This window comes from Marinomonas ushuaiensis DSM 15871, assembly GCF_000521805.1.
GTDB lineage: Bacteria > Pseudomonadota > Gammaproteobacteria > Pseudomonadales > Marinomonadaceae > Marinomonas > Marinomonas ushuaiensis.
Map to the genome: position 1 here is coordinate 43,699 of NZ_JAMB01000009.1, position 26,503 is coordinate 70,201.

Here is a 26,503-nt window from a genome sequence, read left to right on the forward strand (position 1 = left end):
AGGGCAATATTGGAAGGTGATATTTTTATTTATATTTTTGATTCTTTTTCAAAGTCTACACACCTTCCTTTACTTGTCTTATCTATAGACCGGACGTAAGGACGATATTTTAATGCTCCCCCTAAAATCACTGACTTTTGTCGGTTTGATGTTTGCAATTCCGGCTCTTCATGCCGAAAAGGCAACAAAATCGTTAGAGCCCTTTAGGGCGGAATTAGAGCTAGGTATTATCGACACGTCTGGCAATACGGAAAGTACTTCGCTAATAGGTAAAGCGACGTTACACCAAGACTTTAGAGAATGGAAAGGCAAATACTTAATTGACACGCTTTATAATAAGGGTGAGTACGATGGGGAAACCCAAACCACAGCGCAAAAACTGTTTTTTTCTGCACAAAGTGATTATAAATTAACCAGTGAGAATACCTCTATATTTGTGTATGGATCCTACACGGACGATCGATTAAGTGGTTATGATTATCAAAATATCGTTTCTGTAGGTTATGCCGCTCGGTTGTTTTCTAACCAGTATTCTTTTTTAGATTACAGTGTGGGTCCAGGTTATTCTTTTTATAAAACTGACGATGGTGATAAAGATAACGCCGCTATCTTTCGTTTAGAAGTAGAATATCAATATATTATAAGTCCTACGGCAAAGTTCACTCAAACACTCAGTACTCAAAAAGCCTTAGAAGAGAGCGAAAATACTCAGTCTAAATCGGAAACGGCGATTAGTACAAAAATCCGTCGTGGTATGAATCTTAAGGCTGCTTACACTGTTACTCATAATAGCCAAGTGCTTGATGATATCCAAAAGACCGATGCAGTGACGAGTTTGACGCTGGCCTATGCATTTTAAACCTCAAAAACTTTCAGATAAGAATTGAATCATGCGCTATCAAGGAATTAAAGTTACGTTAATTACCGGATTTTTAGGAGCGGGTAAAACCACATTAATTCGGCAGTTACTTGAAAAAGCCCCCATTCATGAACGATGGGCGGTATTGGTCAATGAATTTGGTGATATTGGGCTGGATGGTGCGTTTTATTCTGAGGCTGGCGTAGCCATTAAAGAAGTGCCTGGCGGTTGTGTCTGTTGTACGACATCCGCTGCTTTTCAGCAGGGGTTGAACCAATTAATTCGTCAATATAATCCAGACCGAATTTTTATCGAACCGTCTGGGCTTGGCCATCCTAAACAAATTATTCAAAAATTGCGCAGTGATTCTTATCAAGATGTCTTGTTACTAACGGGGGCTTTTTGTGTTTTGGATGCCCGTAATTTACAAGATGAACGCTATATCAAGCATGCTATTTTTAATGATCAAATAGAAGCAGCGAATGGGATTGTGTTGAGTCATGTAGATAAATATCAACTGGAAGATATTGATCGTTTAAAAACACATTTTAATAAATTTTCTATTCATCAGCCTGAACTTTTTATATCTAATCCTATGAAGCTAGATCTTGATGATTTGGATATTGGACTTAGCGATATTTCGGTTGAGGCCAAAAAATTAAATCATACTCACACGGCTCATTCCCATGAAGCTCATTCAAAACATGAACATGCCCATGCTCATGAAAGTAATGAAACCGAATGTCCTTGGCATTATCAAAGGCAGCAAGACGCGATGCAGGTATTGGGCTGGCGTTGGTCGTTAGGGCATTCTTTCAACGAAAAATCATTAAAGACTATTATTGAAAAAATATCTGCATTTGAAGGAATTTACCGAATTAAAGGTGTGTTTTCGATAAACTCTAACGAAGCTTTGTTTGTGAATGCTTCACGTGGCGAAATAACCTTCACAAGATCCAAATGGCAGGAAACAAGTAGAATGGAAGTTATTGGGAACGTAGAAGGTAATTGGTCTAACGAGATTAAAATGGAACAAATATTTCATATTGATTGAATTCAATTGTCTGGCTTTTGATTTAGATTATTTGACTTAATAATTCATTAAACGCATTGGTGTGGTTTATTTTGTCATTAACTTTGGCATCTTTTGTTATTGAGAGAATGACGCATATAGAGGAACCTTTCTGCTATCGAAAGGGTTCCTCTATGGAGCTCATACAACAAAAACAATAAAGAGGTCATAGGCCATGCCTGAATATAAAGCGCCACTGCGCGACATCAAATTTGTCACTGAAGAAGTATTAGATATTCATGGGCATTACGCAAAGCTACCTGGTGCCGAAGATGCGACGCCAGACATGGTGACTGCGATTCTAGAAGAAGGCGCTAAATTTGCTGAGCGTGTACTTTCTCCTCTAAACCGTATTGGTGACCAGCAAGGTTGTCAGTTTAAAGACGGTGTTGTAACGACTCCTGATGGATTCAAAGAAGCCTACCAGCAATATGTCGAAGGCGGTTGGCCATCTCTATCTCATCCTGAAAGTGTTGGTGGACAGGGGTTACCAGATTCCCTTGGTATGATGGTGACAGAAATGATTGCCACATCAAACTGGTCTTGGGGTATGTACCCTGGTTTGAGCCACGGCGCAATGAACACCATTGAAATTCACGGCACTGAAGAACAAAAAGACACGTATCTTACTAAACTTGTATCAGGTGAATGGACCGGCACCATGTGTTTGACAGAGTCGCATTGTGGTACGGATTTGGGCATGCTGAAAACCAAAGCTGAGCCCCAAGACGATGGCAGCTATGCGATTACTGGCACTAAAATCTTTATTTCTGCTGGTGAGCATGACATGGCCGAAAATATTGTCCATATCGTTTTGGCTCGCCTTCCTGATGCGCCTGCGGGAACGAAAGGTATTTCGCTTTTCATCGTGCCAAAATTCAGTGTTAATGCATCTGGTGAAAAAGCGGAACGTAATGAAGTGTCATGTGGTTCGATTGAGCACAAAATGGGCATTCATGGTAATGCCACTTGTGTGATGAACTTTGATGGCGCGAAAGGGTTTTTGATCGGACCGCCAAACCGCGGTTTGAATTGTATGTTTACCTTTATGAATACGGCTCGTATTGGTACTGCTTTACAAGGTCTTGCTCATGCAGAATGGGCACTGCAAAATTCAGTGGCCTACGCTAAAGATCGTCTGCAAATGCGTTCATTATCTGGTCCGAAAGCACCCGAAAAAGCCGCTGATCCTATTATTGTTCATCCTGATGTTCGTCGTATGTTGTTAACGCAAAAAGCCTTTGCTGAAGGTGGTCGTGCACTTATTCATTATTGTTCAATGCTGGTGGATACAACGAAGCATGCCAGCGACGATGAAAAAGCGGAAGCCGATGAATTAATGTCTTTATTAACCCCTATTGCGAAAGCTTTCCTAACGGAAACCGGTTTTGAATCCGCTAACCAAGGTCTGCAAGTTTTTGGTGGTCATGGCTTTATCGCGGAATGGGGCATGGAGCAGAATGTACGAGATTGCCGTATTTCTATGTTGTATGAAGGCACAACAGGCATACAAGCATTGGATTTATTAGGTCGTAAAGTCTTAATGACACAGGGTGCTACTCTGCGTCGATTTACTAAAATTATTCATAAATTTTGTAAGGAACACAAAGGCGACAAACGCTTTAAATCGTATGTGACAGCATTAGATAAGGTAAACAGCGAGTGGGGCGATTTAACCATGAAAGTGGGAATGAAAGCCATGCGCAACAAAGACGAAGTTGGCGCAGCATCCGTTGATTACCTCATGTTCTCTGGTTACGTTGTGTTGGCATACTTCTGGGCACGTATGGCCGTTGTTGCGAAAACAAAATTAGAGGAAGGCACGGACGAAGTTGGTTTCTACACGGCAAAACTGCAAACAGCCACTTTCTACTATGAGCGTTTATTGCCTCGTACGAAAGCGCACGCTGAAGCGATGTTGTCAGGTGCTGATAACCTATTATCAATGGATGAAGATAACTTTTTGTTTCTGAATTCTTAAATGTATCCAAGTATTGATTAATGTAATTTTAAACAGATTAAAGAGGTTATGGTTATGAGCGAAGCTAAAACAGTATTTGAATCTATGGTTGGTCGTTTTGATGCTGATGAAGCGGACGATATGGAAGCGGTGTTTCAATTTGACTTAGATGATGCTGACAGCTATCACTTAAGTATTCTTGATGGTAAATGTGACATGGGAGAGGGTGAGCATGATGATCCAACGGTTACCCTGAGCATGGACCTTGAAACACTAAAAGACGTAATGAGTGGTGAATTAGATGGCATGGCTGCTTTCATGCAAGGTAAAATCCGTGCAGACGGAGATATTATGTTAGCGACTAAGTTGACTCAAATATTTCCTATGTAGGGTTTGAGCTCAGCGATAAATTGTTTTAAAGCTCAACTGCCGTTTTAACAGTTGAGCTTTTGTATTGACTTTTATTCTCCTAAATAAAAAAAACAAATGGAGCTTTTTTATGACTATGGATACTTCTACTCATAATACTGTAGGCACCGTGAAAGCACCGGGTAGTTATTTACCTGAGTCACTCAATCCTGCTGGTTACCAATCGCTCATTGATGTATTGGCTTTAGCGGTTGAAAAATATAATGATAAACCTGCTTTTACGAGTGTGGGGCGAACACTAACTTATCGTGAGTTAGGTGAAAAATCTGATCAGTTCGCAGCGTATTTCCAAAACGAAACAGACTTAGTTCCAGGTGATCGAATTGCGATTCAATTACCTAATGTTATTCAGTATCCAGTCGTACTTTTTGGTGCTATGAAAGCAGGTTTGATCGTTGTAAACACGAATCCGTTATATACGCCTAAAGAGCTTGAGCATCAGTTCAATGATGCAGGTGTAAAGGCATTAGTTGTGTTTGCTAATATGGCTCACAACGTTGAAAAAATCCTCGCTAAAACATCCATTAAACACGTTATTATCACCGAAATTGCAGATTTTCATTCACCCTTTAAACGACTGTTAGTGAACTCTGTTGTGAAGTACGTGAAAAAAATGGTGCCTGAATACCATTTACCTAATGCATTGAGCTTAAATGATGTGTTGGCTAAAGGGGCTGGTAAAGCTGTTGTGAAGGTAGAAATGACGCCTGAGAAAATTGCCGTGTTGCAATATACGGGCGGGACAACTGGCGTAGCAAAAGGCGCTATGTTGACTCATGCCAACCTGATTTCTAACACGTTCCAGTTGAGTTCTCGTTTAAAAGTGATTTTAGATGAAGGATCAGAAACCTATATTGCGCCTTTACCGCTTTATCATATTTATGCTTTTCTGATCCATGGGTTAACCCTGCTAGAGCGTGGTGGACATAGTGTCTTGATTCCTAATCCAAGAGATCTGCCGGGCTTTGTTAAGGAGCTAAAAAAGTGGAAGTTCACAGGTTTTGTTGGTTTAAATACCTTATTTGTTGGTTTATGCAATCGAAAAGATTTTCGTGAATTAGACTTTTCTAGTCTTAAGTTAACCTGCTCTGGTGGTATGCCGTTGACGCATTCTGCTGCAGAAGCGTGGCAAGCGGTTACCGGATGCGTCGTAGTTGAAGGTTATGGTTTAACGGAGACATCGCCAGTTGTGTCATTTAATCCAATTGGTAAAGAGAAGATTGGAACTATTGGTCTTCCTGTTGCTGAAACCGACATCAAAATACAGGGAAGAGATGGTCAAGCATTGCCACAAGGCCAATCAGGCATGTTATGTGTGCGTGGACCACAGGTTATGAAGGGCTATTGGAATCAAGACGCCGCCACCCGAGAAGTGATGACAGAAGATGGCTTTTTAACTACTGGTGATATTGCTGTACAACATGAAGATGGTTACTTACAGATTGTAGATCGTGCTAAAGATATGATCATTGTATCTGGTTTCAATGTCTACCCAACAGAAGTCGAAGACTGTCTATCGTCTCATCCTGATATTTTAGAATCTGCTGCTATTGGCGTTGCCGACGATAAAGCGGGAGAAGCGGTAAAAGCTTTCATTGTTTTAAAAGCAGAGGTCGAAACACTGGATATTCAAGTGTTACGTGTTTATTGCAAAGAACATTTGGCCGCTTATAAAATACCTAAATACGTTGAAATTAGAACTGAATTGCCAAAAACTAATGTCGGTAAGGTGTTGCGCCGAGCTTTGCGAGAAGAACAAGCTTAACTCTACCTTGTAAACCGCTTATACGTGAGCGGTTTACAAAGGTTTCTAGTGCGTTATTTTCTGTCAGGGGAGTATTGGTGATGAGTGATTTTGTTACTGAAAGAATTGAGTCTGGTGTGCAGGTTTTGTGCCTAGATAGAGTCGATAAAAAAAATGCCATTACTTTAGATATGTATCAGGCTTTGGCAGATGCATTGCAAAGAGCAGAAAGTAGCAGTGATATTAAGGTGACCTTGATACATGGTGCTGGTGGTGATTTCTCTTCAGGTAATGACATAAACGAATTTGTACAAATTGCCCAAGCACCTGAAAAAATGGCAGTGAGTTTGACCTTCTTACAGGTGTTAAGCCGTTATACCAAACCATTAATTGCAGGTGTGGAAGGAAAAGCCGTAGGTGTTGGTGCAACCATGTTGTTGCATTGTGATATGGTCTTGGCATCTCGTGAAGCACGATTACAATTTCCTTTTGTGCAATTAGGTTTGGTTCCAGAAGCGGCCTCTAGTTATTTATTGCCTCAGTTAATTGGCCATCAAAAAGCGTTTGAAATATTGATGTTGGGGGATTTTGTAGATGCTCAATCTGCCCATGAAATGGGCTTGGTGAATCACTTGTGTGAAGAAGGAGAATCCTATCAGCTGGCGTTACGTTATGCAGAGAAAATCGCGACTTTACCTGTGGAGGCCGTCGCTTTAAGTAAAGGCTTGTTGAAAGCCAATGGAAAAGATGATGTGCAATCAGCATTAGTGCGTGAGGGAAAAAATTTTAAAGATCGTTTGCGCTCATCTGAAGCTCATCAAGCTTTTTCTGCTTTCTTAAATCGTAATAAATAGCCGTATTATTTAGGTTGAATTGATTTTGTATCTAACCGCTACTTTATACAAGGTAGCGGTTTTTTTTGTTTTATAGCTTACGAAGGTTGTCGTATTAATTGTTGTTGTGAATATTTTTGTCAGTTAACTGGGGCTTTTTTGTTATTGATGAAAATCATTCCCAAACTACTATAGATGGTATGAAAATAATAAAAGAGAGGGTCTTATGAAAATCCTAGTATCCGTAAAGCGAGTTATTGACTACAACGTCAAAGTTCGCGTCAAAACCGATCATACAGCGGTCGATCTTACTAACGTAAAAATGTCTATGAATCCTTTCTGTGAAATCGCAGTAGAAGAAGCTATCCGTCTAAAAGAAAAAGGCGTGGCATCGGAAGTCGTTGTGGTTTCGGTTGGTTCTAAAACATGCCATGAAACATTACGAACAGCATTGGCTTTAGGTGCAGATCGTGCCATTCAAGTAGACACGGAAGACGGTTTAGATTCTCTTTCTGTTGCTAAATTATTGGCGAAAGTGGCTCAAGAAGAGGCCCCTGATTTAATCATCATGGGTAAACAAGCCATTGATTCAGACAATAACCAAACCGGTCAAATGGTCGCGGCATTATTAGATTACCCACAAGCAACCTTTGCATCAGAAGTGGTTGTTGAAAGTGGCGACGCACAAGCTACTAATGAAATAAAAGTGACTCGTGAAATTGACGGTGGATTACAAACCTTGGCAATCACTTTACCAGCGGTTGTGACGACAGATTTGCGTTTGAATGAGCCTCGTTTTGCCTCTTTGCCAAATATAATGAAAGCCAAGAAAAAACCATTGGATGTGAAAACACCTGCGGATCTTGGTGTCGACATTGGTTCTAACATCAGCATCGTTTCTGTCACGCCACCACCTCAACGTGCAGGTGGTATTAAAGTTGGTTCGGTTGCTGAGTTGGTAGACAAACTTAAAAATGAAGCGAAGGTGGTGTCATGAGCGTATTAATTATTGCAGAACATGATAATAAGTCTTTGAAACCTGCGACATTGAATGCCGTAACCGCAGCAACACAAATCGATGCAGACGTTCATTTGCTAGTGGCGGGGTTTGAATGCCAAACCGTCGTTGAGCAAGCGGCAGCGGTGGCTGGTGTTACTAAGGTTATGGTAGCGGATAATGCTGTTTATGAGCATCAATTGGCAGAAAACGTTTCTAAATTGGTGGTCGAAATCGCTAGTGGTTATGGTCACATTTTAGCATCAGCGACAACAACCGGTAAAAATACCTTGCCACGAGTCGCTGCTTTGTTAGACGTAGCGCAGTTATCTGATGTAATCAAAGTAGAATCTCCAGACACTTTTGTTCGACCAATCTATGCAGGTAATGCTATTGCGACGGTAAAAACAACCGATGCAGTGAAAATGATGACAATTCGTTCAACTGGATTTGATGCCGCAGTGACAGAAGGTGGTAGTGCCGAACGTGAAGTACTTTCTCAGGTCATTGCTTCTGATCGCAGCCGTTTTGTGAAAGAGCAGCTAGCGGAATCAGATCGTCCAGAACTGACTGCGGCGAATGTGATCATTTCAGGTGGTCGAGGAATGGGGAACGGTGACAACTTCAAACTATTGGAAGGCGTTGCCGACAAACTAGGCGCAGCGATTGGTGCTTCACGTGCTGCTGTCGATGCTGGCTTTGTGCCTAACGATTTACAAGTTGGTCAAACGGGCAAAACGGTTGCACCAGATTTGTACATCGCTGTTGGTATTTCCGGTGCGATTCAGCATTTAGCTGGTATGAAAGATTCAAAAGTGATTGTCGCTATCAATAAAGACGAAGATGCGCCTATTTTCCAAGTGGCCGATTATGGCTTGGTCGCAGATTTATTCGAAGCCGTTCCAGAACTAGAAAACAGTCTTTAGATTTTAGACTGTTTTGTATAGATAACAGAATTTTCAAACACTAGACAATGACGGAGCGAATGACCGTCATTGTCATAATAAAAATAATTGGAGACCAGCATGATATTCGAAGGACAAGCAGTCAAGGTTGCAGTCGATGATGCAGGTGTGGCAACAGTCACTCTGGATTTGGTCGGCGAGTCGGTTAATAAATTCAATAGCCTCACATTAGGTGAACTGGCCAAAGCCGTTGATGCACTTAAACACACAGCCGACATTAAAGGCGTGATTTTTTCGAGCGCAAAAGACGTTTTTGTTGTAGGCGCTGATATTACGGAATTTACAACCTGGTTCAAACTGGACGACGAAGAGCTTGCGGACAAACTTCGTGATGCTCACGCTATTTTTAACACTATTTCTGACCTACCTTATCCAACGGTTGCTGCTATTAACGGTATTGCCTTGGGTGGCGGTATGGAATTGTGCTTAGCTTGTGATTACCGAGTGATGGCTGATACGGCAAAAATTGGTTTACCTGAAACTCAGCTTGGTATTTACCCAGGTTGGGGCGGCAGTGTGCGTTTGCCTCGTTTGATCGGTCCTGATAATGCCTGTGAGTGGATCTGTGGTGGTGCGCAAAAACGCAGCGCAGATGCTTTCAAAGACGGTGCAGTTGATGCCGTTGTTCCAGCCACGAAAGTCAATGACTCAGCTCGTCACCTTATTCAACAAGTGTTAGATGGCAAGCTAGATTACCATGCTCGTCGCGCAGAACTGCGTGCGCCAATGGTGTTTTCTCCTATTGAAAAAATGATGATCTTTGAATCGGTTCGTGGTGTCGTTGGTGCAAAAGCAGGCAAACATTACCCTGCGCCAATGTTAGTGATTAAGACGATCGAGAAGGGCATAAGCCAAGACATGGAAAAAGCCCTTGATACAGAGATCAAAGGCTTTATTAAATTAGCGAAAGGGCCCGTTGCCAAATCTTTGGTGAATCTATTCCTAAGCGATCAGCAAATTAAGAAAATTGCTGGTAAATACGCGAAAAACGCAACGCCAGTGAAACAAGCTGCTGTATTGGGTGCGGGTATTATGGGTGGTGGTGTGGCTTATCAGTCCGCTTCCCGAGGCACGCCAATCATTATGAAAGACATTCGACCAGAAGCGTTAGAGCTTGGCTTGAGTGAAGCGAATAAATTGTTTAATGGTCAAGTCGAACGTGGTCGTTTAACCACTGACAAGGCTTTTAAAGCGATGAACGGCATTGTTCCAGCATTAAGCTATGGCGAGTTTGAACACGTTGACCTAGTTGTTGAAGCCGTTGTTGAAAACGTCAAAATCAAAAAATCAGTGCTTGCAGAAGTCGAAAGTAAAATCACAGACGATGCGATTTTGACATCGAACACCTCGACTATTTCTATTACAGAATTAGCCAAAGATCTAAAACGCCCAGAAAACTTCTGTGGTATGCATTTCTTTAATCCAGTACATCGTATGCCTTTGGTTGAAGTTATCCGTGGCGAAAAAACTAGTGACGCGGCGATTGCGAAAACCGTTGCCTATGCACAAGCCATGGGGAAAACGCCTGTTGTTGTTAACGACTGTCCTGGTTTCTTAGTAAACCGTGTTTTGTTCCCCTATTTTGCAGGCTTCTCTTTGATGATGCAGGAAGGGGCAGATTTCCAAGTGGTTGATAAAACCATGGAGAAATTTGGTTGGCCAATGGGACCAGCCTATTTGTTAGACGTTGTTGGTGTTGATACGGCCTTCCATGCGGATCAAGTGATGGCGGAAGGTTTCCCTGATCGTATGAAACATGAAGGCAAAAATGCAGTGGATCGTTTATTCGAACTAGAGCGTTTTGGTCAGAAAAATGGCAAAGGTTTCTACACTTATGAAGCGGATCGTAGAGGCAAGCCGAAGAAAATTTTCAATGACGAGATCAATGAGATTCTTGCGCCTGTTGTAACGTCTCAAACAGAGTTAAGTGAAGACGATATAATTGCACGTATGATGATTCCGCTTTGCATCGAAACGGTTCGTTGTGTAGAAGAAAATATTGTGGCATCGGCCGCCGAAGCTGACATGGGATTGATCTACGGTATTGGTTTCCCTCCATACCTTGGTGGTGCTTTGCATTACCTAGACCAAATGGGACTGCAGGCATTTTGTGATCTTGCAGACAAATACAGCCACTTAGGTAAGTTGTACGAGCCAACCGCGAAAATGCGTGCCATGGCGACAAACAACTACACTTATTACGGCGCATAATTTCCCATAGGCTAGAGGAGAGTTACCATGAAATTGAATCCAAATGATGTCGTTATTATCGACGCAATTCGCTCACCAATGGGTAAAACGAAAAACGGTGTCTTTCGTAATGTACGTGCAGAGAATTTATCTGCAGGCTTGGTTAAAGCCTTGTTTAAGCGTAACCCGAACGTAGACCCAAAAGACGTAGAAGACTTGATCTGGGGCTGTGTTAACCAAACACTAGAGCAAGGTTTTAACATGGCTCGTGCTGTGTCCTTGTTAGGTGGTTTGCCAATCACTTGTGCAGCACAGACCGTTAACCGTTTATGTGGTTCGTCTATGTCGGCGATTCATACAGCAGCTCAAGCCATTATGACAGGCCAAGGGGATGTCTTTGTTGTGGGTGGTGTCGAGCACATGGGTCATGTTGGCATGATGCATGGTGTTGATGTCAATCCAGCTTTATCTAAACATATGGCAAAAGCGTCCATGATGATGGGGGTCACCGCTGAGATGCTCGGCAAAATGCATGGTGTAAGCCGTGAAGCGCAAGATGAATTTGCAGTACGTTCACATCGTCTCGCTTATGAAGCAACACTGCAAGGGCGCTTCAATAATGAACTTGTTTCGATTGAAGGGCATGATGCAGAAGGTAATAAGATCCTTGTGGAAGTGGATGAAGTTATTCGTCCAGAAACCTCAATGGAATCTCTCGCTGCGTTGAAACCGGTATTTATGCCGAAAGTTGGAACCGTCACAGCGGGTACTTCTTCAGCTTTGTCTGATGGTGCATCGGCAATGTTGATGATGTCGGCAAGAAAAGCAGAAGAGCTAGGTTTAACGCCAATTGCCAAAGTTCGTAGTATGGGCGTAGCGGGTTGTGATCCTGCAATCATGGGTTACGGACCAGTACCAGCAACGAAGAAAGCATTGAAACGTGCTGGTTTAACGATTGATGATATCGATATCGTTGAATTGAACGAAGCGTTCGCGGCGCAATCTATTCCTGTTCTGAAAGACCTGAAGCTGATTGACCTAGTCGATGACAAGGTCAACTTAAACGGTGGTGCCATTGCCCTTGGTCATCCATTGGGTTGTTCTGGTACTCGTATCTCAACAACCTTGCTGAATGTCATGCGTGACAAAAACGCGACGTTGGGTCTTGCCACCATGTGTATTGGTATGGGGCAGGGCATTGCTACTGTCTTTGAGCGTGTGTGATCTGATCTATCGCGTTTTCTTTAAGCGTTCAATTGTGAAGTAACATGATACTTTACTCTGTCTTTGCCCCACCTTAGAGTGGGGCTTTTTTATGCATTTATTCTGGTATTAATAAGTATCTTGTTGGATGATTGTCACGACTTTAATTCTGTGAAATAAACATCAACACAAAGATCAAAACACATTTATCTGAGGAGAGCATGTCATGAAAATAGCGGTATTGGATGATTATCAAAACTGTGTAAGAAACCTTGAATGCTTTCATCTTCTACAAGGTCATGATGTACATGTTTTTAATGAAACCTTTTTGACAGTAGATGATTTAGTTACGAACCTGATTGATTTTGATGTGTGTATTTTGATTCGTGAGCGCACCGTGATTACTGAAGACTTATTATCGAGATTGCCTAATTTAAAATTGATTAGTCAAACGGGAAAAATCAGTAATCACATTGATGCTAAGCTTTGTCATCAATATGGTGTTGCTGTTGCGGAAGGTGTTGGCTCGCCTGTTGCGCCGTCTGAACTTTGCTGGGGATTGATTATGTCTGCAAGCAGACATATTCCCGCTTATGTTTCTCATTTCACACAAAATCAATGGCAACAGTCTGGTTCGTTAGGCTTAGGGCGAGTATTAAATGGCTCTGTGCTTGGCATTTGGGGATATGGAAAGATTGGTCAGCGAATTGCTCAATATGCCAAAGCCTTTGGCATGAAAGTAGTGGTATGGGGAAGAGATGCTTCTAGAGCGTTAGCGCAGGAACATGGCTTTTCAGTGGCAGCATCAAAGGAGGAATTCTTTCAAACCGCTGACGTGATTTCGCTGCATTTGAGACTCAATGATGCCACTAACGCTTGTGTTACCCAAAGCGATTTAGAGCAGATGAAAGACGGTGTTTTATTTGTAAACACTAGCCGAGCAGAGTTAGTCGAGAAAGGTGCCTTGTATCGAGTGATGTCTGCAAACCCAAATAAACAAGCTGCAGTCGATGTGTTCGAAATAGAACCGGCTAATCGTGATAATGAGCCATTGTTATCTTTGCCAAATGTACTCTGTACGCCACATATCGGTTACGTTGAACAAGGCAGTTATGAGCTTTACTTCAATATCGCCTTTGAGAATGTCGTAGCTTTTGCCAATGGTAAGCCACAGAATCTAGTCGCGGTTTAATAAAGAAGAAAAAGTCGACACTATGGTCGACTTTTTTAGATCATATTTTTCAGCTTAACGGCTAATTGCTGAGCGTTTTTATTTTTTTGCTGATCAGAGTGAAATCAAACATCTTTTTACTTGGTAATACGAGCAGCGCTAATGAAATCGCTACAGGAATCAAGGTTGCTAATAAAAAGGATTCAAACAAAAAGGCAATGGGTTCACCCGGCATTGGGAAGTAGAAAAAACCGGCTACCAAACCACCAATCAAGCTTAATAATGCTTGGTAGCCTTGATAACGAGCGTTATAAAAACCAAAAAACACAGGAAATGCAGCGGCACAACAAAGTAGGTCAGCAAGTAAGAAAAGATACAAAATACTGAAGCCTTTCGATGCCACGATCAAGGCTAGAATAGAAATGACAATGATCAACCAGCGAGACGCCACAACCAATTTACTTTCCTCAAGTTTAGGTAAAATTCGGTTTAAATCAATAATAAATAAGCTATGAAAACCACTGATAGTAGAATCTGCACTGCTCATAATTAACGCCAAACCAAAGAAAATCATACCAATCAATAACCAATAAGGCGCATTGCCTAACATCACACTAAATAAAGCCGTGGAACCTGTACCAGGTACAGATAAACCAACAAAAGCCAAACCAAATAAGCCCAGTGCTAAGATGATAGGGAAGCTAATTAGGCCACTAAAAATGAAACCGTTGCGAATCGCTTTATTGTCTTTCGCTGCAAAAATGCGCTGCCATGTACCTTGATAAAATAGGCCAGTCAAACACACAGCTAAAAAGAAAGTCACACCTGTTTCCATACCAGTACTGTTAAATGGATTCAGTAAGTGAGGGGCTTTTTCTTGCAAACCTTCAATCACAGGTGTGATGCCACCTGTTGCTTGCCAACCCAAAACTAATATCAGAAGGATAAAAGGTAAGATGACGAACATTTGAATACGATCAGTAAAAATGGTCACTTTTAATCCACCGTATAAGGTGTAAAGCAAGGTAGATAACATCACAATAGAGGCTGTTATCCAGAGCGGAACGGGTGCTAAAAGTGCAACCATTTGCGCAATACCTGTAAGCCCTGCAGTAAGACTAATAAAAAGATAAAACAGCATGATAGAAAGCACCACAACATAAACACTGCGTCCATAACGTGCATAGACGAATTCAGTTAATGTGTGGCCTGTTGGCATCAGTTGACGAATTCTCACACCAAGAGGGATCATCACCAGACGAGGGATTAATGCACCGAGTGCATAACCAAGTATAGCGCCAATACCACCCCAAGTAGCCGATTCGGCTGGGCCAAATAATACCCATGTTCCCATGGTGGTTGCCAGCAAGGTCAACAAGGTGGCTTGGCTCGTTTGGCTATTTCGAGCCACAATGAAATCTTCTAAACCGTCCTGATGGCGACGTGCAAATGCTAAGCCTGCAATAGCAAAGATCGCCGAAAATAGAACAAGCCAAAGAATCGCGGTTTGTGATTCAAGCATGTTTCGCTCCTTTATTACCTGTTCCTTGACTACCAGCTCTAAGCCCCATTCCCCAGAATTCAGCTTCAAGTTCAACTGCTTTGCTAAAGCGTTCTTGCATTTTTGTCCAACGAGGGCTTTGTGTTGGGTTGTCGCCAATACGAGATCTAATGGCTAAATCGACTAATCGACCCACTTCAACACAAACCTCTTGGAAGGATTCACCGCAATAGGTGTTGATCCATTTCTCATAAGGGTGGCCTTCGTAAACGCTTTCTTTTAAGCGTAAACCAATTTCTCCATAGCCAAATGCACAAGGTGCAAGCGCCAAGATCAAGTCTAAAAAGTCACCCTGTAAGCCTGAGTCCAATACGTAACGGGTATAGGCAATGGTCTCCAATTCTTCTTTGGCGTTAAATAAAGAAGCCTCATCAATCCCTTGAGCTGCACAGGTTTGGATGTGTAAGGAAAACTCGTGATTAATTAATGAATCTACCGTTGCTGCACAGAGTTTCATTTCTTCTGGTGATTCTGCTTTCACGACACCCAATGCCCAAGCGCGAGCATAATGCACAAGGTAAACATAATCCTGAATCATATAATGTAAAAAAGATGCCTGTGGCAAAGTGCCATCTTGTAGGCCTTTTACAAAATCGTGCTCAATATATTCACGCCATTGTGGCGCACAGCCTTCGCGCATAAGTGCAAATGTTTTTCCATAATCTGGTGTTTTATTCGTCATAATCTATGTTCGCTTTATTCTGGTTAATAAAGGTTTAAGGGAGTTTTATTGAGTAGTCAAAAAGCCATTACAGAGGATCGTCACCCAGTGCTATAAGCTTTATTTCGCCTTGCCAATAAGTTTGTAACTTTCGTGCTGCACGCCATGCGGTCAGTCCGGTACGACAGACAAGCACAGCTCGCTGATGTGTGTGAGGTTGAGCTTGTTGCTGGTCAAATTCGTCCAGAGTGAAATACTGAACGCCTTCTTGTTTATTGATCTTACGTAAATCCACCAACCAATCTTGCGAGGTCACTTCATCGGTATCTATGAAACCTAATAGTTGATTCTCTGATGGCTCTGGCGCGTCATCAAAGCGAAATCCGCTTTGTCGTAAATTGTGTAGATCTATGGACACTAATTGCCCAAGAGGAGAGGGTTCAATATTAAGTAATAGATTGAGTGTAAATTGAGCTTGTAGACAACCAATCGTGCCAACGATCGGTCCCATTACCCCAGCTGAAGAGCAGTTTTCTGCTCGCTGTGGTAGTTCTGGAAAAATGGCTCTTAGAGACGGCTTACCGCCACAAAATCCGCCAATATATCCTTTAAACCCCAATGCCGATGCTGACACCAATTTCAGATTGTGAGCATGGCAGTAGTCTGACAGTACATAACTCACTGCAAAGTTATCCGCACAATCTAAGATGACATCCATCTCGTGGCAGAAAACATCTACATTGCTTGGTGTCAGAGTAGTAAAGTGGGTGGTGATCACGCAGTTATTATTGAGATCATCAAGATGGCGTTTGGCACATTCTACTTTGGGTAAATCAACATCCGCTTCTCGATACAATACTTGTCGATGCAGATTTGAAAGGGACACCACATCGCCATCCACTAAGGTAATCTGACCAACGCCAGCACCAACAAGATAAGGCAGCGCCGCACAGCCTAAACCGCCAGCGCCCACAACAAGGATGCGCGCAGATGCCAGCAATGTTTGTCCCGTTTCACCGACTTCAGGTAAACATGTTTGACGTAGATAACGACTCATACAGTTGCCTCGTTAGAGACATTTTTACAAGCATTTAGCCATTCCTTGATCCGTGCTTCTGGATCAGAATTTAAGGTGATATCAGTGACCGCAGCGACGATATCAGCACCTGCTAAAAAAGCGCCTTCGGCTCTTTCTACTGACATGCCACCAATCGCTACTAGTGGTGTTTGATCGAGTTTTCCTTTCCATTCAGTGACTTTTTCTAGCCCTTGCTGGTGCCATTTCATTTTTTTCAAAATGGTTGGATACACGGGCCCAAGGGCAATGTAGTCGGGTTCTAGGCGACATGCCCTTAATAACTCTTCATCATCATGGGTACTGATGCCAATTTTCAATCCAGCTTGTTTGATTTTAGTTATGTCTGCGGTATCTAAATCTTCCTGTCCAAGATGCACCCATTCGCAACCCAGTTCGATGGCAAGCTGCCAGTAATCATTGATTACCAAAGTACAATTATGCTGAGCACAAAGGGCTTTGGCTTTTTTGATTTCTGCTCGCACATGCTCTTCTTGGCAATCCTTTATACGTAGCTGAACCAGCTCAATACCAAGAGGAACCAAACGTTCGATCCATTCGCTGCTGTCAAAAACAGGGTAAAAACGACTTAACTTCATCATCATTTCAATCCAAAAACGCTTTGCCTAAAATAGGCGTAGAAGGTGATGCCATATCACGGGGTACCATTGGGTCGGCTTTTACGGCCAATTGTCCTGCTCGAATGGCATTAGCAAAGGCTTCTGCCATCATGGCGGGATCACCGGCTTTTGAGACCGCGGTATTGAGTAAAACCGCATCCATTCCTAATTCCATGGCTTGCGCTGCTTGACTTGGTAAACCTAGTCCAGCATCAACAACTAATGGGATATCAGGGAAATGAGCACGTAATGCCCGCAAACCAAAGATGTTATTTAAGCCCATTCCAGAACCAATCGGAGCGCCCCAAGGCATCAATACCCGACAGCCTGCGTTTACCAATCTGTCAGCCACAACCAAATCTTCTGTGGTGTAGGGAAATACTTGAAAGCCATCCTCAGAAAGAATTCGCGCAGCTTCTACCAAACCAAATACGTCCGGTTGCAATGTGTCTTCTTCACCAATGACTTCCAACTTAATCCATGAGGTTCCAAACACTTCCCGAGCCATATGCGCTGTGGTTACGGCTTCTTTTACCGTATGGCAACCCGCTGTATTGGGCAACACATGAACATTTAATTGTTGAATCAAGCGCCAAAAATCCTGTCCGGCTTTGTCTCCGCTGGCTTCACGACGTAACGATACCGTTGCCACACTGGCTTTACTTTGCTCAAAGGCTTTCGCCAGAATTGCTGGAGAAGGGTATTGAGCAGTCCCTAACATGAAAGGGGTTTCTAATTGCACGCCATAAAAATCACGTTTTGCTGAGCTGTCATTAAATGAATTTTTCATCATTAGCCCCCTTGCATTGGCGCGAGCACTTCAATGCGATCGCCATCATTTATCTGGATATTCGCTCGATTACCTTGAGTAACAAAGTCACCATTTACCGCGGTCGCAACCACGGCATCTGCGTAACCTAATTCAATTAAAAGATCAGAAAGACGTTCAGATTTAGCGGTCACTTTCTCGCTATTTACCTGTATATGTTTCATAGGTTTATAGTCTCTTCGGTCGTAGTAAGGTTAGTGGTATCAAACCATTCAGATTCGATACCTTGTTCGAGATAATCCACCACCATTTTTGCCAAGGTTGGTGCGAGCAAAAAACCATGGCGGTACAAACCATTGGCACGAATAATTTGCCCTTGACGGCGAATACGAGGAAGGTTGTTAGCAAATGCAGGGCGACTGTCTACACCAATTTCAAGGATTTCAGCTTCGCCAAACGCAGGGTTTATTGCATAAGCGGCATTTAATAATTCCATCACGGAGCGCACTGAAGCGTGTTTCTTGGCGCTGCTTTCCACCATGGTTGCGCCAAGCATATAAACGCCATCACCACGGGGAACGATATAAAGGGGGATTCTTGGATGGAGTAAACGTACTGGTCTTGTGAGTTGCACTTCTGGACAACGTAAAATGAGCATTTCGCCTTTTACGCCACGCAAACCGTCTAGATCAGGTTTTGCTTTAATGCCACGACAGTCAATAACCAAACTGTCTTTCGCCAACATGTCTGGATCTGCGCTTTGGTTTATAAAAGTGACACCTTGCTGTATTAATTTGGTTTTCAATGCTCGCAATGCATTCCGTGGAGATAAGTGTGCTTCCTCACGATAATATAAGCCTCGTGAAAAACGACCTGACAAATCAGGCTCAAGTTCCGTTATTTCATCGGCATCCAAAACATCATAAGCTTGAGTTCGCTTTGCAAAACGTTTTAGATCTGCTTGATCACGATCTAAAGCCAATACCAATGACCCTTGATGCTCAACCACATCTGTGTGTTTTTGCCACCAAGTTGCGGCTTTTTTGCCATAATGCAGCACGGCTTCCTCGGCACTTTCGACTTCACAATAAGGAGCAAGCATTCCGCCAGCCCACCAAGAGCAAGACTCAGGACCTGGCTCCAATTGGCGATCTATCACTTTAGGGAAAATACCTCGGGCGACCAATTCCGTCGCAACACAAAGACCCGCCACGCCAGCGCCTAATACAACAACGTGTTCTGTAAATGCGTTCATTTCTGTCCCCACATCGCATGAAAATGATGAACTGGCCCATGACCTGAGCCAATTTTTAATTGGTCCGCACACTCAATTGCACGGTGTAAATAATCGTGGGATTGCTCAACGGCTTGGGATATGCTCGCCCCTTTGGCTAACCAAGCGGCAATGCTGGAAGAATAGGTGCAACCTGTGCCGTGGGTATTTTGAGTGGCAATTCGTCGTGCATGAAGGATAAGTGGTTCGAAATTAGTACCTACTAAAACATCGGTGCAAGTGTCACTCTCACCGTGTCCACCTTTCAATAAAACGTGTTTAGCGCCAAGCTGTAACAGGTCGAAAGCGTGGGAAGTTAATTGGCTATCGTCAAAGGCATCGTGAGGTGATAACCCCAGCAAGACCTTTGCTTCGGGATAATTTGGTGTCAGTAGATCGACTCGGGGAATAAGGTCGGATTTTAACGCATTAACGGCTTCTTCCTGTAAAAGTGCATCGCCAGACTTGGCAATCATTACAGGATCTAACACCACAAACCCTTGAAAATTCTTTAACGCATTTGCCACAGCGATTACTAAATCACTGGAGAAAAGCATACCGATTTTAATGGCTTGAACATTTAAGTCGTCAAGAACGGCGGTAATTTGTGCAGTCACAACATCAATAGGGATAGGGTGAACTGCAGTAACCGCTTGAGTGTTTTGTGCTGTTACAGCAGTAATGACACTGGCGCCAAACACGCCATTAGCAGAAAAAGCTTTTAAATCGGCTTGAATGCCTGCGCCGCCACCGCTGTCAGAACCGGCAATGGTTAACGCAATTGGTGTTGTTTTTGAGGTTGTTTTGTCTAAAAGACGAGACATGTATATCACCCAGTTTTTATCAGGCGACATAGGGAATGAGTGCGCGAAAAGATGCATAGAAAGACTGCATAACATCGCATCCGTTCCCTACGCCGATACTAATCGGATCAGGTTCACCGGGTTAATGAAATACATCTCTCAGCCTAATTCAACTAGGCACCCCGACGGACAATTTGGAGACAGCATAGAAGACTTAAATTCAGTTTACAAGCGGTATGTTTATTTTTCGAATAATATGAAATCCTCTAAAATTCGCTATAATCCTTTAAAATGTCGACTTTATGCATTAAAAGTCATTTAAAATAATTCAATTTATTTTTTAAAGTTTAATTGATGGAAATTAATTTGATTAAAGTTTACTTCGCCAGAAGGTCGTATTTGTTATAGTGAAAGTCATTTTTGTTGTGCATGACAAATATAGAAAACCATTGTTATGAAGCTATTGTATTTCTTAAATTGTATTTCTTAGGAGCAACCCATATTGAATCAGATTAGTCTTCCTGTTTTATCGTCACCTGTTACCGTAAATAATAACCCAGAGAGTGAATATAGGAATGGGACAGGGTATTCCGTTTTCAACGATGTTACATATTCCCTAGAAAACTATAATGGTTTGTTTATTACTGACAGAATGGATGCTTTGAATTTTCGTCATCGGATAAGTGAACCTGGGTACTTTAGTTCGTGGCATGTGGCAGGCGATCCTACTTTGATTGTCATTCGCTCAGGCATATTACGAATCACATTGCGTAATGGGGATTATCGAGACTTCACGGCAGGAGATATGTTTATTGCTCAAGATTGTTTACAGGCAGATGAAGTGTTTAATGATCAGGTTCATGGGCACACGGCAGAGCTAATAGGCGATCAAGCCTTGTCTGCCGTGCATATTAAACTCTCTTCATTAGGTGATTAGTTAACCTGATTTTTTATGTTGTCACCCAAGGATTACTGGTAATTTGTGCAGGCTGACGTTGCATGATGATTTCTCCATGGCGTACTGACAGCAGTACTTCGCCTTGTTTGCGCAGCACGCTGTAATCATCAAAGCCTTCTAATAAGATAAAGTTCGCTGGGTTGCCGATTTCAATACCGTAGTTGTCCAAACACATCGTTTTCGCGCTGTTGTCTGTGATCATGTCTAAGGCTTTTTCATAGTCTTGATAACCCATCATTTGGCAGATGTGCATAGCAAAGTCGAGCGTTCGTAACAGCTTACCGTTACCCAATGAATACCAAGGGTCAAAGATTGAATCTTGTCCTAAACACACGTTAATATTAGCTTCTCTCAACTCTTTTACTCGTGTTACACCGCGACGCTTTGGGTAGGTATCGAATCGACCTTGGAGATGAATGCTTTCAGTCGGGCAAGATATAAAATTGATACCTGAGTTTTTCAACAAGCGAAATAGCTTTGAACAATAAGCGTTGTCATAGGAATGCATGGCTGTTGTGTGGCTGGCGGTGACTTTGTCACCCATGTCATGGAATAAGGCTTCACAAGCAAGAAACTCTAAAAAGCGTGAATTCGGATCGTCTATTTCATCGCAATGAACATCAATCAGACGATCGTATTTTTTGGCGAGCTCGATGATTTTTTTGATGGATTGTTCACCCAGTTCTCGGGTGTATTCAAAATGGGGAATCCCGCCTACAACGTCAGCTCCTATTTCTAGGGCTTCTTCCATGAGTTTTAAACCATTGGGGTACGACAACAGACCGTCTTGTGGGAAGGCAACGACTTGTAAATCTATCTTACCTTTCAATTCATCTCGTAGCGCACATAAAGTGCGAACACCAATCAAGGTTGGGTCTGTTGTATCGGCATGAGTTCGAATTGCTTGCACACCGTTTTGTACCAAGAGCTCAATGGTAGACAACGCGCGTTTACGAATGTCTGCTTCATTCAGCATAGGTTTACGTTGGCTCCAGCGCTCTATGCCTTCAAACAGCGTGCCGCTCTGATTCCATTCAGGTTCACCAGCTGTGAGCGCTGCATCAAGGTGTATGTGCGGCTCAACAAAAGGCGCACAGACAAGGTTGCCGTCAGCGTCTATTACTTCTGTGGCAGATTTTAAAGAAGGTAGTGTGCCGTCTTGTTTTTCGATTTTGGTAAAGTGGCCGTTTTCAATCTGTAAGGTAAATAACTCTGGTTGTTGGCGTAAACGAGCGTTAATAATTTGCATAGGAAACCCTATTTTTGCGTCTTAAATAAACGACTGTTTGTATTTAACTTTATTGAGCGGCAAGCAGAAACTCGCCGCTTATATTGCTTGATTAATCTAAGACTGTTTTTGTTTGACTCTGAAGTTGAGACGTTAAAACACCATATACAACAATAGCAAAAAAAACACCGACAATTGGTGGAACAACAGGTGAAAAATACGCCGCTGCAGATGCAATCGCGTAAGAACCCAATCCAACCCAATTAAAATCCGGTAGCGTTACATTATTTAACAATGGGTATTTGCCTTTATGGCGTAACCAAAAATCAGCCATAATGACACCACCAATAGGTGGAATAAAAGTACCTAACAAAATCAGGAACGGAATCAAGAAATTGTACATGCCAAAGACAGCCATCACAGTCCCGATTGCGGCACCAATAACCGTTACTGTACGACGCTTATCTGTACGAATAAGGTTACAACCCGCCACCGCAAAGTTATAAATAGTATTGTCTTGAGTCGTCCAAATATTAAGGAATAACATAAGCACAGCCAACACCAAAAAGCCTTGAGCAAGCATGACATCAACGATATCAGCTTGTTGATAAACCAACGTGCCCAGAGCGCCAGTTAATACCATCAAACCATTACCAATAAAGAACGCTGCCATAGTCGCCCAAATGGCTACTTTTCCACTGTTTGCGAAACGGCTCCAGTTTGTGGACTGTGTAGCGCCACTTACAAAAGTACCAATGACAACGGTAATTGCAGCTGTAAAACTTAAGCTTTCAGTTGGTTCAATACCGAATAGGGTAGATACGCCACCGACATCAACCAAACCTGTGTAAAGGCTAATTAAAATAAAAATGAGCATAACGGGGACAGCAACACGAGACAAAATATCCATGCCGCGAAAACCAATCATAGCGGTAATACAAAATGCCATACCGAATAGCACCATTAAAGGTGTTTGCCATGCTTCAGGAATACCTGTGATTTTCACTAAAACAATGGCAAGAGTTGCGGTTCCCCATGCATACCAACCGATTTGTGTAAAACCTAAAATAAAGTCAGAAAGCTTACTGCCTAATTCACCAAAACAGAATCGGCACATTAGAACGCTGTTTAAACCACTCTTGTAAGCAATGAAGGCTAAAAAAGAAGCATAGATTCCGAGTAATAAATTACCCGCAAGTACGACTAATAAGAGTTCAGAGAAAGAAAAGGCGGTTCCTAATGTTCCACCTGCCCACATAGTGGCAGTAAAAAAGGTAAAACCGAGCAAGATAAACGCCATTGGAAGTAATCCTCGTCGTTGGTTCTGAGGTACTTCAGTTAGAGGGTAGTCTGATTGGTTCATATCTGTCTCCGTAATCGATAGGTCAGTAAAGATTAATTTTGATTGGCTTTTGAATTTAAAACCTTTTTTAAATGCCTGACTTTAAATTAAGCAACAAATGAACCAGTTTTTATTAAGAGACTATACTTAATATGCTATTTGGCAAGATAGCGAGAGGTCCTATCAAACTATCGTGCACTTTATATAATAATCATGATTAAAAGAGAGAATGCTCTGATTTAGTTACGTGATTTTTTGGTTTTGAGGTACGCCCTAAAGGCGCGACTATATTCTATGAATTATCACGACTATTACTTTGTTAGTTTTAATTTATTGGTTTGTCAGGATCTTTAAGTCTATAACTATAGTCATGTTTAAACGCAGTCTATTTTTTCTCTAGACAGCCTCAGTTTTTAAAATAACAGTATAAAAGTAAATAAGCAGGAGAAAAATTTATGTCAAACGAAGGTAAATGTCCTTTCGGTCATGGTGCGACAGCAGACACAAGTATGTCGGCTGCACGAGGAACAACAAACAAAGATTGGTGGCCAAATCAATTGGATTTGAGTGTTCTTCACCAACATTCTGCTGAATCTAACCCAATGGGTGACGATTTCAATTACGCAGAAGAATTCAAAAGCTTAGATCTTGAATCACTACGTAAAGATCTTTATGCCTTGATGACCGATTCTCAAGATTGGTGGCCAGCAGATTACGGTCACTATGGTCCGTTCATGATTCGTATGGCATGGCACAGTGCTGGTACATACCGTACTGCCGATGGTCGTGGTGGAGCAACATCAGGTACTCAGCGTTTCGCACCATTAAACAGCTGGCCTGATAACGTTAACTTAGACAAAGCACGTCGTTTGCTTTGGCCTATTAAACAAAAATACGGTCGTAAAATCTCATGGGCAGATTTGATGATTCTTGCTGGTAACTGTGCATTAGAGTCTATGGGCTTTAAAACATTCGGTTTTGCTGGTGGACGTGCCGATGTGTGGGAACCAGAAAATGATATTTACTGGGGGTCAGAAGGTGTTTGGTTAGAAGAAAGTGGTGGTGAAAACGATCGTTACTCTGGTGAACGCGATCTAGAAAATCCACTTGCTGCGGTTCAAATGGGCTTGATCTACGTAAACCCAGAAGGTCCAGATGGTAAGCCTGATCCATTAGCGTCTGCTCGTGATATCCGCGATACCTTTGGTCGTATGGCGATGAATGACGAAGAAACGGTTGCTTTGATTGCTGGTGGTCATACATTTGGTAAAGCACACGGTGCTGGCGATGCGGCACAAGTTGGCGATGATCCAGAAGCGGCAGGCATTACGGAACAAGGTTTTGGTTGGAGCAATACACAAGGTACAGGTAATGGTGCTGATACTATCAGTAGTGGTCTTGAAGGTGCTTGGACGAAAGACCCAATCAAATGGGACAATGGCTTCTTTGAAAATCTATTTGATTACGAATGGGAATTAACAAAAAGCCCAGCAGGCGCTTGGCAATGGTCTCCTAAAGGAACCGCGGGTTCTAACAGTGTGCCAGATGCTCATGATTCAACGAAACGTCACGCACCAATGATGTTTACATCCGATATCGCATTACGTGAAGACCCAATTTATGGGCCAATTTCTAAGCGTTTTTATGAAAACCCTGATCAATTAGCTGATGCTTTTGCTCGTGCATGGTTCAAATTGACTCACCGAGATCTGGGACCTGTATCTCGTTACTTAGGTGACTTAGTTCCTCAAGAAACATTGATTTGGCAAGATCCTGTGCCTGTTGTTACTAGTCAATTGATTAGCGACGATGATATTGCAGATTTAAAAGCAAAAATCGCTACGTCTGGTTTGTCTGTGTCTCAATTGGTTTCTACAGCGTGGGCATCTGCTTCTACTTACCGTGGTTCAGACATGCGTGGTGGCGCAAACGGTGCTCGTATTCGCCTTGCTCCTCAGAAAGATTGGGAAGTGAATCAACCAACTGAACTTGCTAGTGTATTAAATTCTCTTGAAGCAATTCAGACAGACTTTAATAAAGGTTCTTCAGCTCAAGTTTCTATGGCTGATTTGATAGTGCTTGCGGGTTCCGTGGGTATTGAAAAAGCACTACAAGCGGCAGGCAAAGAAGTGACAGTGCCATTTACGCCAGGTCGTACTGACGCCACTCAAGAACAAACAGACATTGAGTCTTTCTCTGTGCTTGAGCCAATTGCGGATGGTTTCCGTAATTACCAAAAAGGTAAATACACAGTTACAACAGAAGAAATGCTTCTTGATCGTGCTCAGTTATTGACTTTGAGCGGTCCTGAAATGACCGTTCTTGTTGGTGGTTTACGTGTATTGGGGGCGAATGTTGAAGGTTCTAAGCACGGTGTGTTTACAGATCAACCTGAAACACTAACGAACGATTTCTTCGTTAACTTGCTTGATATGGCAACAAAATGGAATGCCGTCTCCGAAGCAGAAGATGAGTTTGAAGGTAGAGATCGTAATACCGGTAAGATTAATTGGACCGCAACTCGTGCGGATCTAATCTTCGGTTCAAACTCTCAGCTTCGCGCTATTGCTGAAGTATATGCTTGCGCTGATTCACAAGATCGTTTTGTGAAGGATTTCATTGCAGCATGGACGAAAGTGATGGAGTTGGATCGTTTCGATCTAGCTTAATCTCCTAGTGTTACCAACGCCCAACCCCTTAATTTGAAAAGATTACGGGGTTTTTTTATGGGTGATATTTAGGTGTTTATGACAAAAGATTAGGCATAAAAAAAGCCCCATCAAACAAACT

At 42.4% G+C, this 26,503-nt stretch carries 23 protein-coding genes and 1 riboswitch; of the genes, 13 read left to right on the top strand and 10 right to left on the bottom strand.

Features of this window, described 5'->3' with window-relative positions; genetic code table 11:
• Positions 1-112: 112 nt before the first annotated feature.
• The 11 genes from MUS1_RS10730 to MUS1_RS10780 all read left to right on the top strand — a co-directional run bounded on the left by MUS1_RS10730 (position 113) and on the right by MUS1_RS10780 (position 13,444).
• A complete protein-coding gene (locus MUS1_RS10730; RefSeq protein ID WP_036162367.1) occupies positions 113-859 on the top strand; it encodes a DUF481 domain-containing protein in 747 nt (248 codons plus the stop codon).
• A gap of 31 nt (positions 860-890) precedes the next feature.
• A complete protein-coding gene (locus tag MUS1_RS15690; protein WP_051436218.1) occupies positions 891-1,913 on the top strand; it encodes a CobW family GTP-binding protein in 1,023 nt (340 codons plus the stop codon).
• A gap of 193 nt (positions 1,914-2,106) precedes the next feature.
• On the top strand, positions 2,107-3,912 hold the full coding sequence (locus MUS1_RS10740) for an acyl-CoA dehydrogenase C-terminal domain-containing protein (RefSeq protein WP_036162368.1): 1,806 nt from the start codon (positions 2,107-2,109) through the stop codon (positions 3,910-3,912).
• A gap of 54 nt (positions 3,913-3,966) precedes the next feature.
• Positions 3,967-4,281, top strand: coding sequence for an SCP2 sterol-binding domain-containing protein (locus MUS1_RS10745; RefSeq protein WP_036162370.1), 315 nt, complete (start codon positions 3,967-3,969; stop codon positions 4,279-4,281).
• Between the two features lie 109 nt (positions 4,282-4,390).
• Positions 4,391-6,085 carry an AMP-binding protein gene (locus MUS1_RS10750; RefSeq protein ID WP_051436219.1) on the top strand — a complete coding sequence of 565 codons (1,695 nt, stop codon included), beginning with the start codon at positions 4,391-4,393 and terminating at the stop codon, positions 6,083-6,085.
• A gap of 80 nt (positions 6,086-6,165) precedes the next feature.
• On the top strand, positions 6,166-6,918 hold the full coding sequence (locus MUS1_RS10755; protein ID WP_036162371.1) for an enoyl-CoA hydratase-related protein: 753 nt from the start codon (positions 6,166-6,168) through the stop codon (positions 6,916-6,918).
• Between the two features lie 205 nt (positions 6,919-7,123).
• Positions 7,124-7,894, top strand: coding sequence for an electron transfer flavoprotein subunit beta/FixA family protein (locus MUS1_RS10760; RefSeq protein ID WP_036162373.1), 771 nt, complete (start codon positions 7,124-7,126; stop codon positions 7,892-7,894).
• The gene (locus tag MUS1_RS10765; protein ID WP_036162375.1) at positions 7,891-8,820 is read left to right on the top strand and encodes an electron transfer flavoprotein subunit alpha/FixB family protein; all 930 of its coding nucleotides are present in this window, start codon (positions 7,891-7,893) and stop codon (positions 8,818-8,820) included. The genes MUS1_RS10760 and MUS1_RS10765 overlap by 4 nt, the downstream gene beginning before the upstream one ends.
• A 99-nt stretch (positions 8,821-8,919) precedes the next feature.
• Complete coding sequence (gene fadB / locus MUS1_RS10770) at positions 8,920-11,070, top strand: fatty acid oxidation complex subunit alpha FadB (RefSeq protein ID WP_036162378.1); 2,151 nt, start codon at positions 8,920-8,922, stop codon at positions 11,068-11,070.
• A gap of 27 nt (positions 11,071-11,097) precedes the next feature.
• Entirely contained in the window at positions 11,098-12,273 is a 1,176-nt protein-coding gene (gene fadA / locus MUS1_RS10775; RefSeq protein ID WP_036162379.1) for an acetyl-CoA C-acyltransferase FadA, read from the top strand.
• Between the two features lie 205 nt (positions 12,274-12,478).
• Positions 12,479-13,444 carry a D-2-hydroxyacid dehydrogenase family protein gene (locus MUS1_RS10780; protein ID WP_036162381.1) on the top strand — a complete coding sequence of 322 codons (966 nt, stop codon included), beginning with the start codon at positions 12,479-12,481 and terminating at the stop codon, positions 13,442-13,444.
• A 61-nt stretch (positions 13,445-13,505) separates the two neighbouring features.
• On the opposite strand, the gene MUS1_RS10785 is transcribed toward MUS1_RS10780, so the two are convergent.
• The 8 genes from MUS1_RS10785 to thiD all read right to left on the bottom strand — a co-directional run bounded on the left by MUS1_RS10785 (position 13,506) and on the right by thiD (position 20,206).
• A complete protein-coding gene (locus MUS1_RS10785) occupies positions 13,506-14,945 on the bottom strand; it encodes a sodium:solute symporter family transporter (protein WP_036162383.1) in 1,440 nt (479 codons plus the stop codon).
• Positions 14,938-15,666 (bottom strand): thiaminase II, encoded by a 729-nt coding sequence (tenA, locus tag MUS1_RS10790; RefSeq protein WP_036162385.1) that lies wholly within the window; start codon positions 15,664-15,666, stop codon positions 14,938-14,940. Before tenA ends, MUS1_RS10785 begins: the two co-directional genes overlap by 8 nt.
• Before the next feature lie 67 nt (positions 15,667-15,733).
• The gene (locus MUS1_RS10795; protein WP_036162386.1) at positions 15,734-16,702 is read right to left on the bottom strand and encodes a HesA/MoeB/ThiF family protein; all 969 of its coding nucleotides are present in this window, start codon (positions 16,700-16,702) and stop codon (positions 15,734-15,736) included.
• Complete coding sequence (locus MUS1_RS10800; protein ID WP_211236456.1) at positions 16,699-17,325, bottom strand: thiamine phosphate synthase; 627 nt, start codon at positions 17,323-17,325, stop codon at positions 16,699-16,701. The genes MUS1_RS10795 and MUS1_RS10800 overlap by 4 nt, the downstream gene beginning before the upstream one ends.
• 1 nt (position 17,326) lies before the next feature.
• A complete protein-coding gene (locus tag MUS1_RS10805; RefSeq protein WP_342665493.1) occupies positions 17,327-18,133 on the bottom strand; it encodes a thiazole synthase in 807 nt (268 codons plus the stop codon).
• A complete protein-coding gene (gene thiS / locus MUS1_RS10810) occupies positions 18,133-18,333 on the bottom strand; it encodes a sulfur carrier protein ThiS (RefSeq protein WP_036162388.1) in 201 nt (66 codons plus the stop codon). The genes MUS1_RS10805 and thiS overlap by 1 nt, the downstream gene beginning before the upstream one ends.
• Positions 18,330-19,364 carry a glycine oxidase ThiO gene (gene thiO, locus MUS1_RS10815; protein WP_051436221.1) on the bottom strand — a complete coding sequence of 345 codons (1,035 nt, stop codon included), beginning with the start codon at positions 19,362-19,364 and terminating at the stop codon, positions 18,330-18,332. Before thiO ends, thiS begins: the two co-directional genes overlap by 4 nt.
• Positions 19,361-20,206, bottom strand: a complete 846-nt coding sequence (gene thiD / locus MUS1_RS10820) for a bifunctional hydroxymethylpyrimidine kinase/phosphomethylpyrimidine kinase (RefSeq protein WP_051436226.1) — start codon at positions 20,204-20,206, stop codon at positions 19,361-19,363. Before thiD ends, thiO begins: the two co-directional genes overlap by 4 nt.
• A 67-nt stretch (positions 20,207-20,273) precedes the next feature.
• A riboswitch (TPP riboswitch) is annotated at positions 20,274-20,380 on the bottom strand.
• A gap of 307 nt (positions 20,381-20,687) precedes the next feature.
• Between thiD and MUS1_RS10825 the strand changes: the two genes are divergently transcribed.
• A complete protein-coding gene (locus tag MUS1_RS10825) occupies positions 20,688-21,122 on the top strand; it encodes a cupin domain-containing protein (RefSeq protein WP_211236457.1) in 435 nt (144 codons plus the stop codon).
• Positions 21,123-21,135: 13 nt separating this feature from the next.
• On the opposite strand, the gene codA is transcribed toward MUS1_RS10825, so the two are convergent.
• The gene (gene codA / locus MUS1_RS10830) at positions 21,136-22,392 is read right to left on the bottom strand and encodes a cytosine deaminase (RefSeq protein ID WP_036162390.1); all 1,257 of its coding nucleotides are present in this window, start codon (positions 22,390-22,392) and stop codon (positions 21,136-21,138) included.
• Between the two features lie 91 nt (positions 22,393-22,483).
• On the bottom strand, positions 22,484-23,734 hold the full coding sequence (gene codB, locus MUS1_RS10835) for a cytosine permease (protein WP_036162392.1): 1,251 nt from the start codon (positions 23,732-23,734) through the stop codon (positions 22,484-22,486).
• Between the two features lie 434 nt (positions 23,735-24,168).
• Between codB and katG the strand changes: the two genes are divergently transcribed.
• Positions 24,169-26,382 carry a catalase/peroxidase HPI gene (gene katG / locus MUS1_RS10840; RefSeq protein WP_036162394.1) on the top strand — a complete coding sequence of 738 codons (2,214 nt, stop codon included), beginning with the start codon at positions 24,169-24,171 and terminating at the stop codon, positions 26,380-26,382.
• Positions 26,383-26,503: the final 121 nt, after the last annotated feature.

What these genes read in the sequence shown, in the direction of transcription:
- tenA (WP_036162385.1), bottom strand. Translation starts at nt 15,666, where the DNA reads ATGACGAATAAAACACCAGATTATGGAAAAACATTTGCACTTATGCGC.
- MUS1_RS10740 (WP_036162368.1), top strand. Translation starts at nt 2,107, where the DNA reads ATGCCTGAATATAAAGCGCCACTGCGCGACATCAAATTTGTCACTGAA.
- MUS1_RS10805 (WP_342665493.1), bottom strand. Translation starts at nt 18,133, where the DNA reads ATGATGAAAAATTCATTTAATGACAGCTCAGCAAAACGTGATTTTTAT.
- MUS1_RS10745 (WP_036162370.1), top strand. Translation starts at nt 3,967, where the DNA reads ATGAGCGAAGCTAAAACAGTATTTGAATCTATGGTTGGTCGTTTTGAT.
- MUS1_RS10755 (WP_036162371.1), top strand. Translation starts at nt 6,166, where the DNA reads ATGAGTGATTTTGTTACTGAAAGAATTGAGTCTGGTGTGCAGGTTTTG.
- codA (WP_036162390.1), bottom strand. Translation starts at nt 22,392, where the DNA reads ATGCAAATTATTAACGCTCGTTTACGCCAACAACCAGAGTTATTTACC.
- codB (WP_036162392.1), bottom strand. Translation starts at nt 23,734, where the DNA reads ATGAACCAATCAGACTACCCTCTAACTGAAGTACCTCAGAACCAACGA.
- fadB (WP_036162378.1), top strand. Translation starts at nt 8,920, where the DNA reads ATGATATTCGAAGGACAAGCAGTCAAGGTTGCAGTCGATGATGCAGGT.
- thiD (WP_051436226.1), bottom strand. Translation starts at nt 20,206, where the DNA reads ATGTCTCGTCTTTTAGACAAAACAACCTCAAAAACAACACCAATTGCG.
- thiS (WP_036162388.1), bottom strand. Translation starts at nt 18,333, where the DNA reads ATGAAACATATACAGGTAAATAGCGAGAAAGTGACCGCTAAATCTGAA.
- katG (WP_036162394.1), top strand. Translation starts at nt 24,169, where the DNA reads ATGTCAAACGAAGGTAAATGTCCTTTCGGTCATGGTGCGACAGCAGAC.
- MUS1_RS10795 (WP_036162386.1), bottom strand. Translation starts at nt 16,702, where the DNA reads ATGAGTCGTTATCTACGTCAAACATGTTTACCTGAAGTCGGTGAAACG.
- MUS1_RS10785 (WP_036162383.1), bottom strand. Translation starts at nt 14,945, where the DNA reads ATGCTTGAATCACAAACCGCGATTCTTTGGCTTGTTCTATTTTCGGCG.
- thiO (WP_051436221.1), bottom strand. Translation starts at nt 19,364, where the DNA reads ATGAACGCATTTACAGAACACGTTGTTGTATTAGGCGCTGGCGTGGCG.
- MUS1_RS10730 (WP_036162367.1), top strand. Translation starts at nt 113, where the DNA reads ATGCTCCCCCTAAAATCACTGACTTTTGTCGGTTTGATGTTTGCAATT.
- MUS1_RS10760 (WP_036162373.1), top strand. Translation starts at nt 7,124, where the DNA reads ATGAAAATCCTAGTATCCGTAAAGCGAGTTATTGACTACAACGTCAAA.
- MUS1_RS15690 (WP_051436218.1), top strand. Translation starts at nt 891, where the DNA reads ATGCGCTATCAAGGAATTAAAGTTACGTTAATTACCGGATTTTTAGGA.
- MUS1_RS10780 (WP_036162381.1), top strand. Translation starts at nt 12,479, where the DNA reads ATGAAAATAGCGGTATTGGATGATTATCAAAACTGTGTAAGAAACCTT.
- MUS1_RS10765 (WP_036162375.1), top strand. Translation starts at nt 7,891, where the DNA reads ATGAGCGTATTAATTATTGCAGAACATGATAATAAGTCTTTGAAACCT.
- fadA (WP_036162379.1), top strand. Translation starts at nt 11,098, where the DNA reads ATGAAATTGAATCCAAATGATGTCGTTATTATCGACGCAATTCGCTCA.
- MUS1_RS10800 (WP_211236456.1), bottom strand. Translation starts at nt 17,325, where the DNA reads ATGATGATGAAGTTAAGTCGTTTTTACCCTGTTTTTGACAGCAGCGAA.
- MUS1_RS10750 (WP_051436219.1), top strand. Translation starts at nt 4,391, where the DNA reads ATGACTATGGATACTTCTACTCATAATACTGTAGGCACCGTGAAAGCA.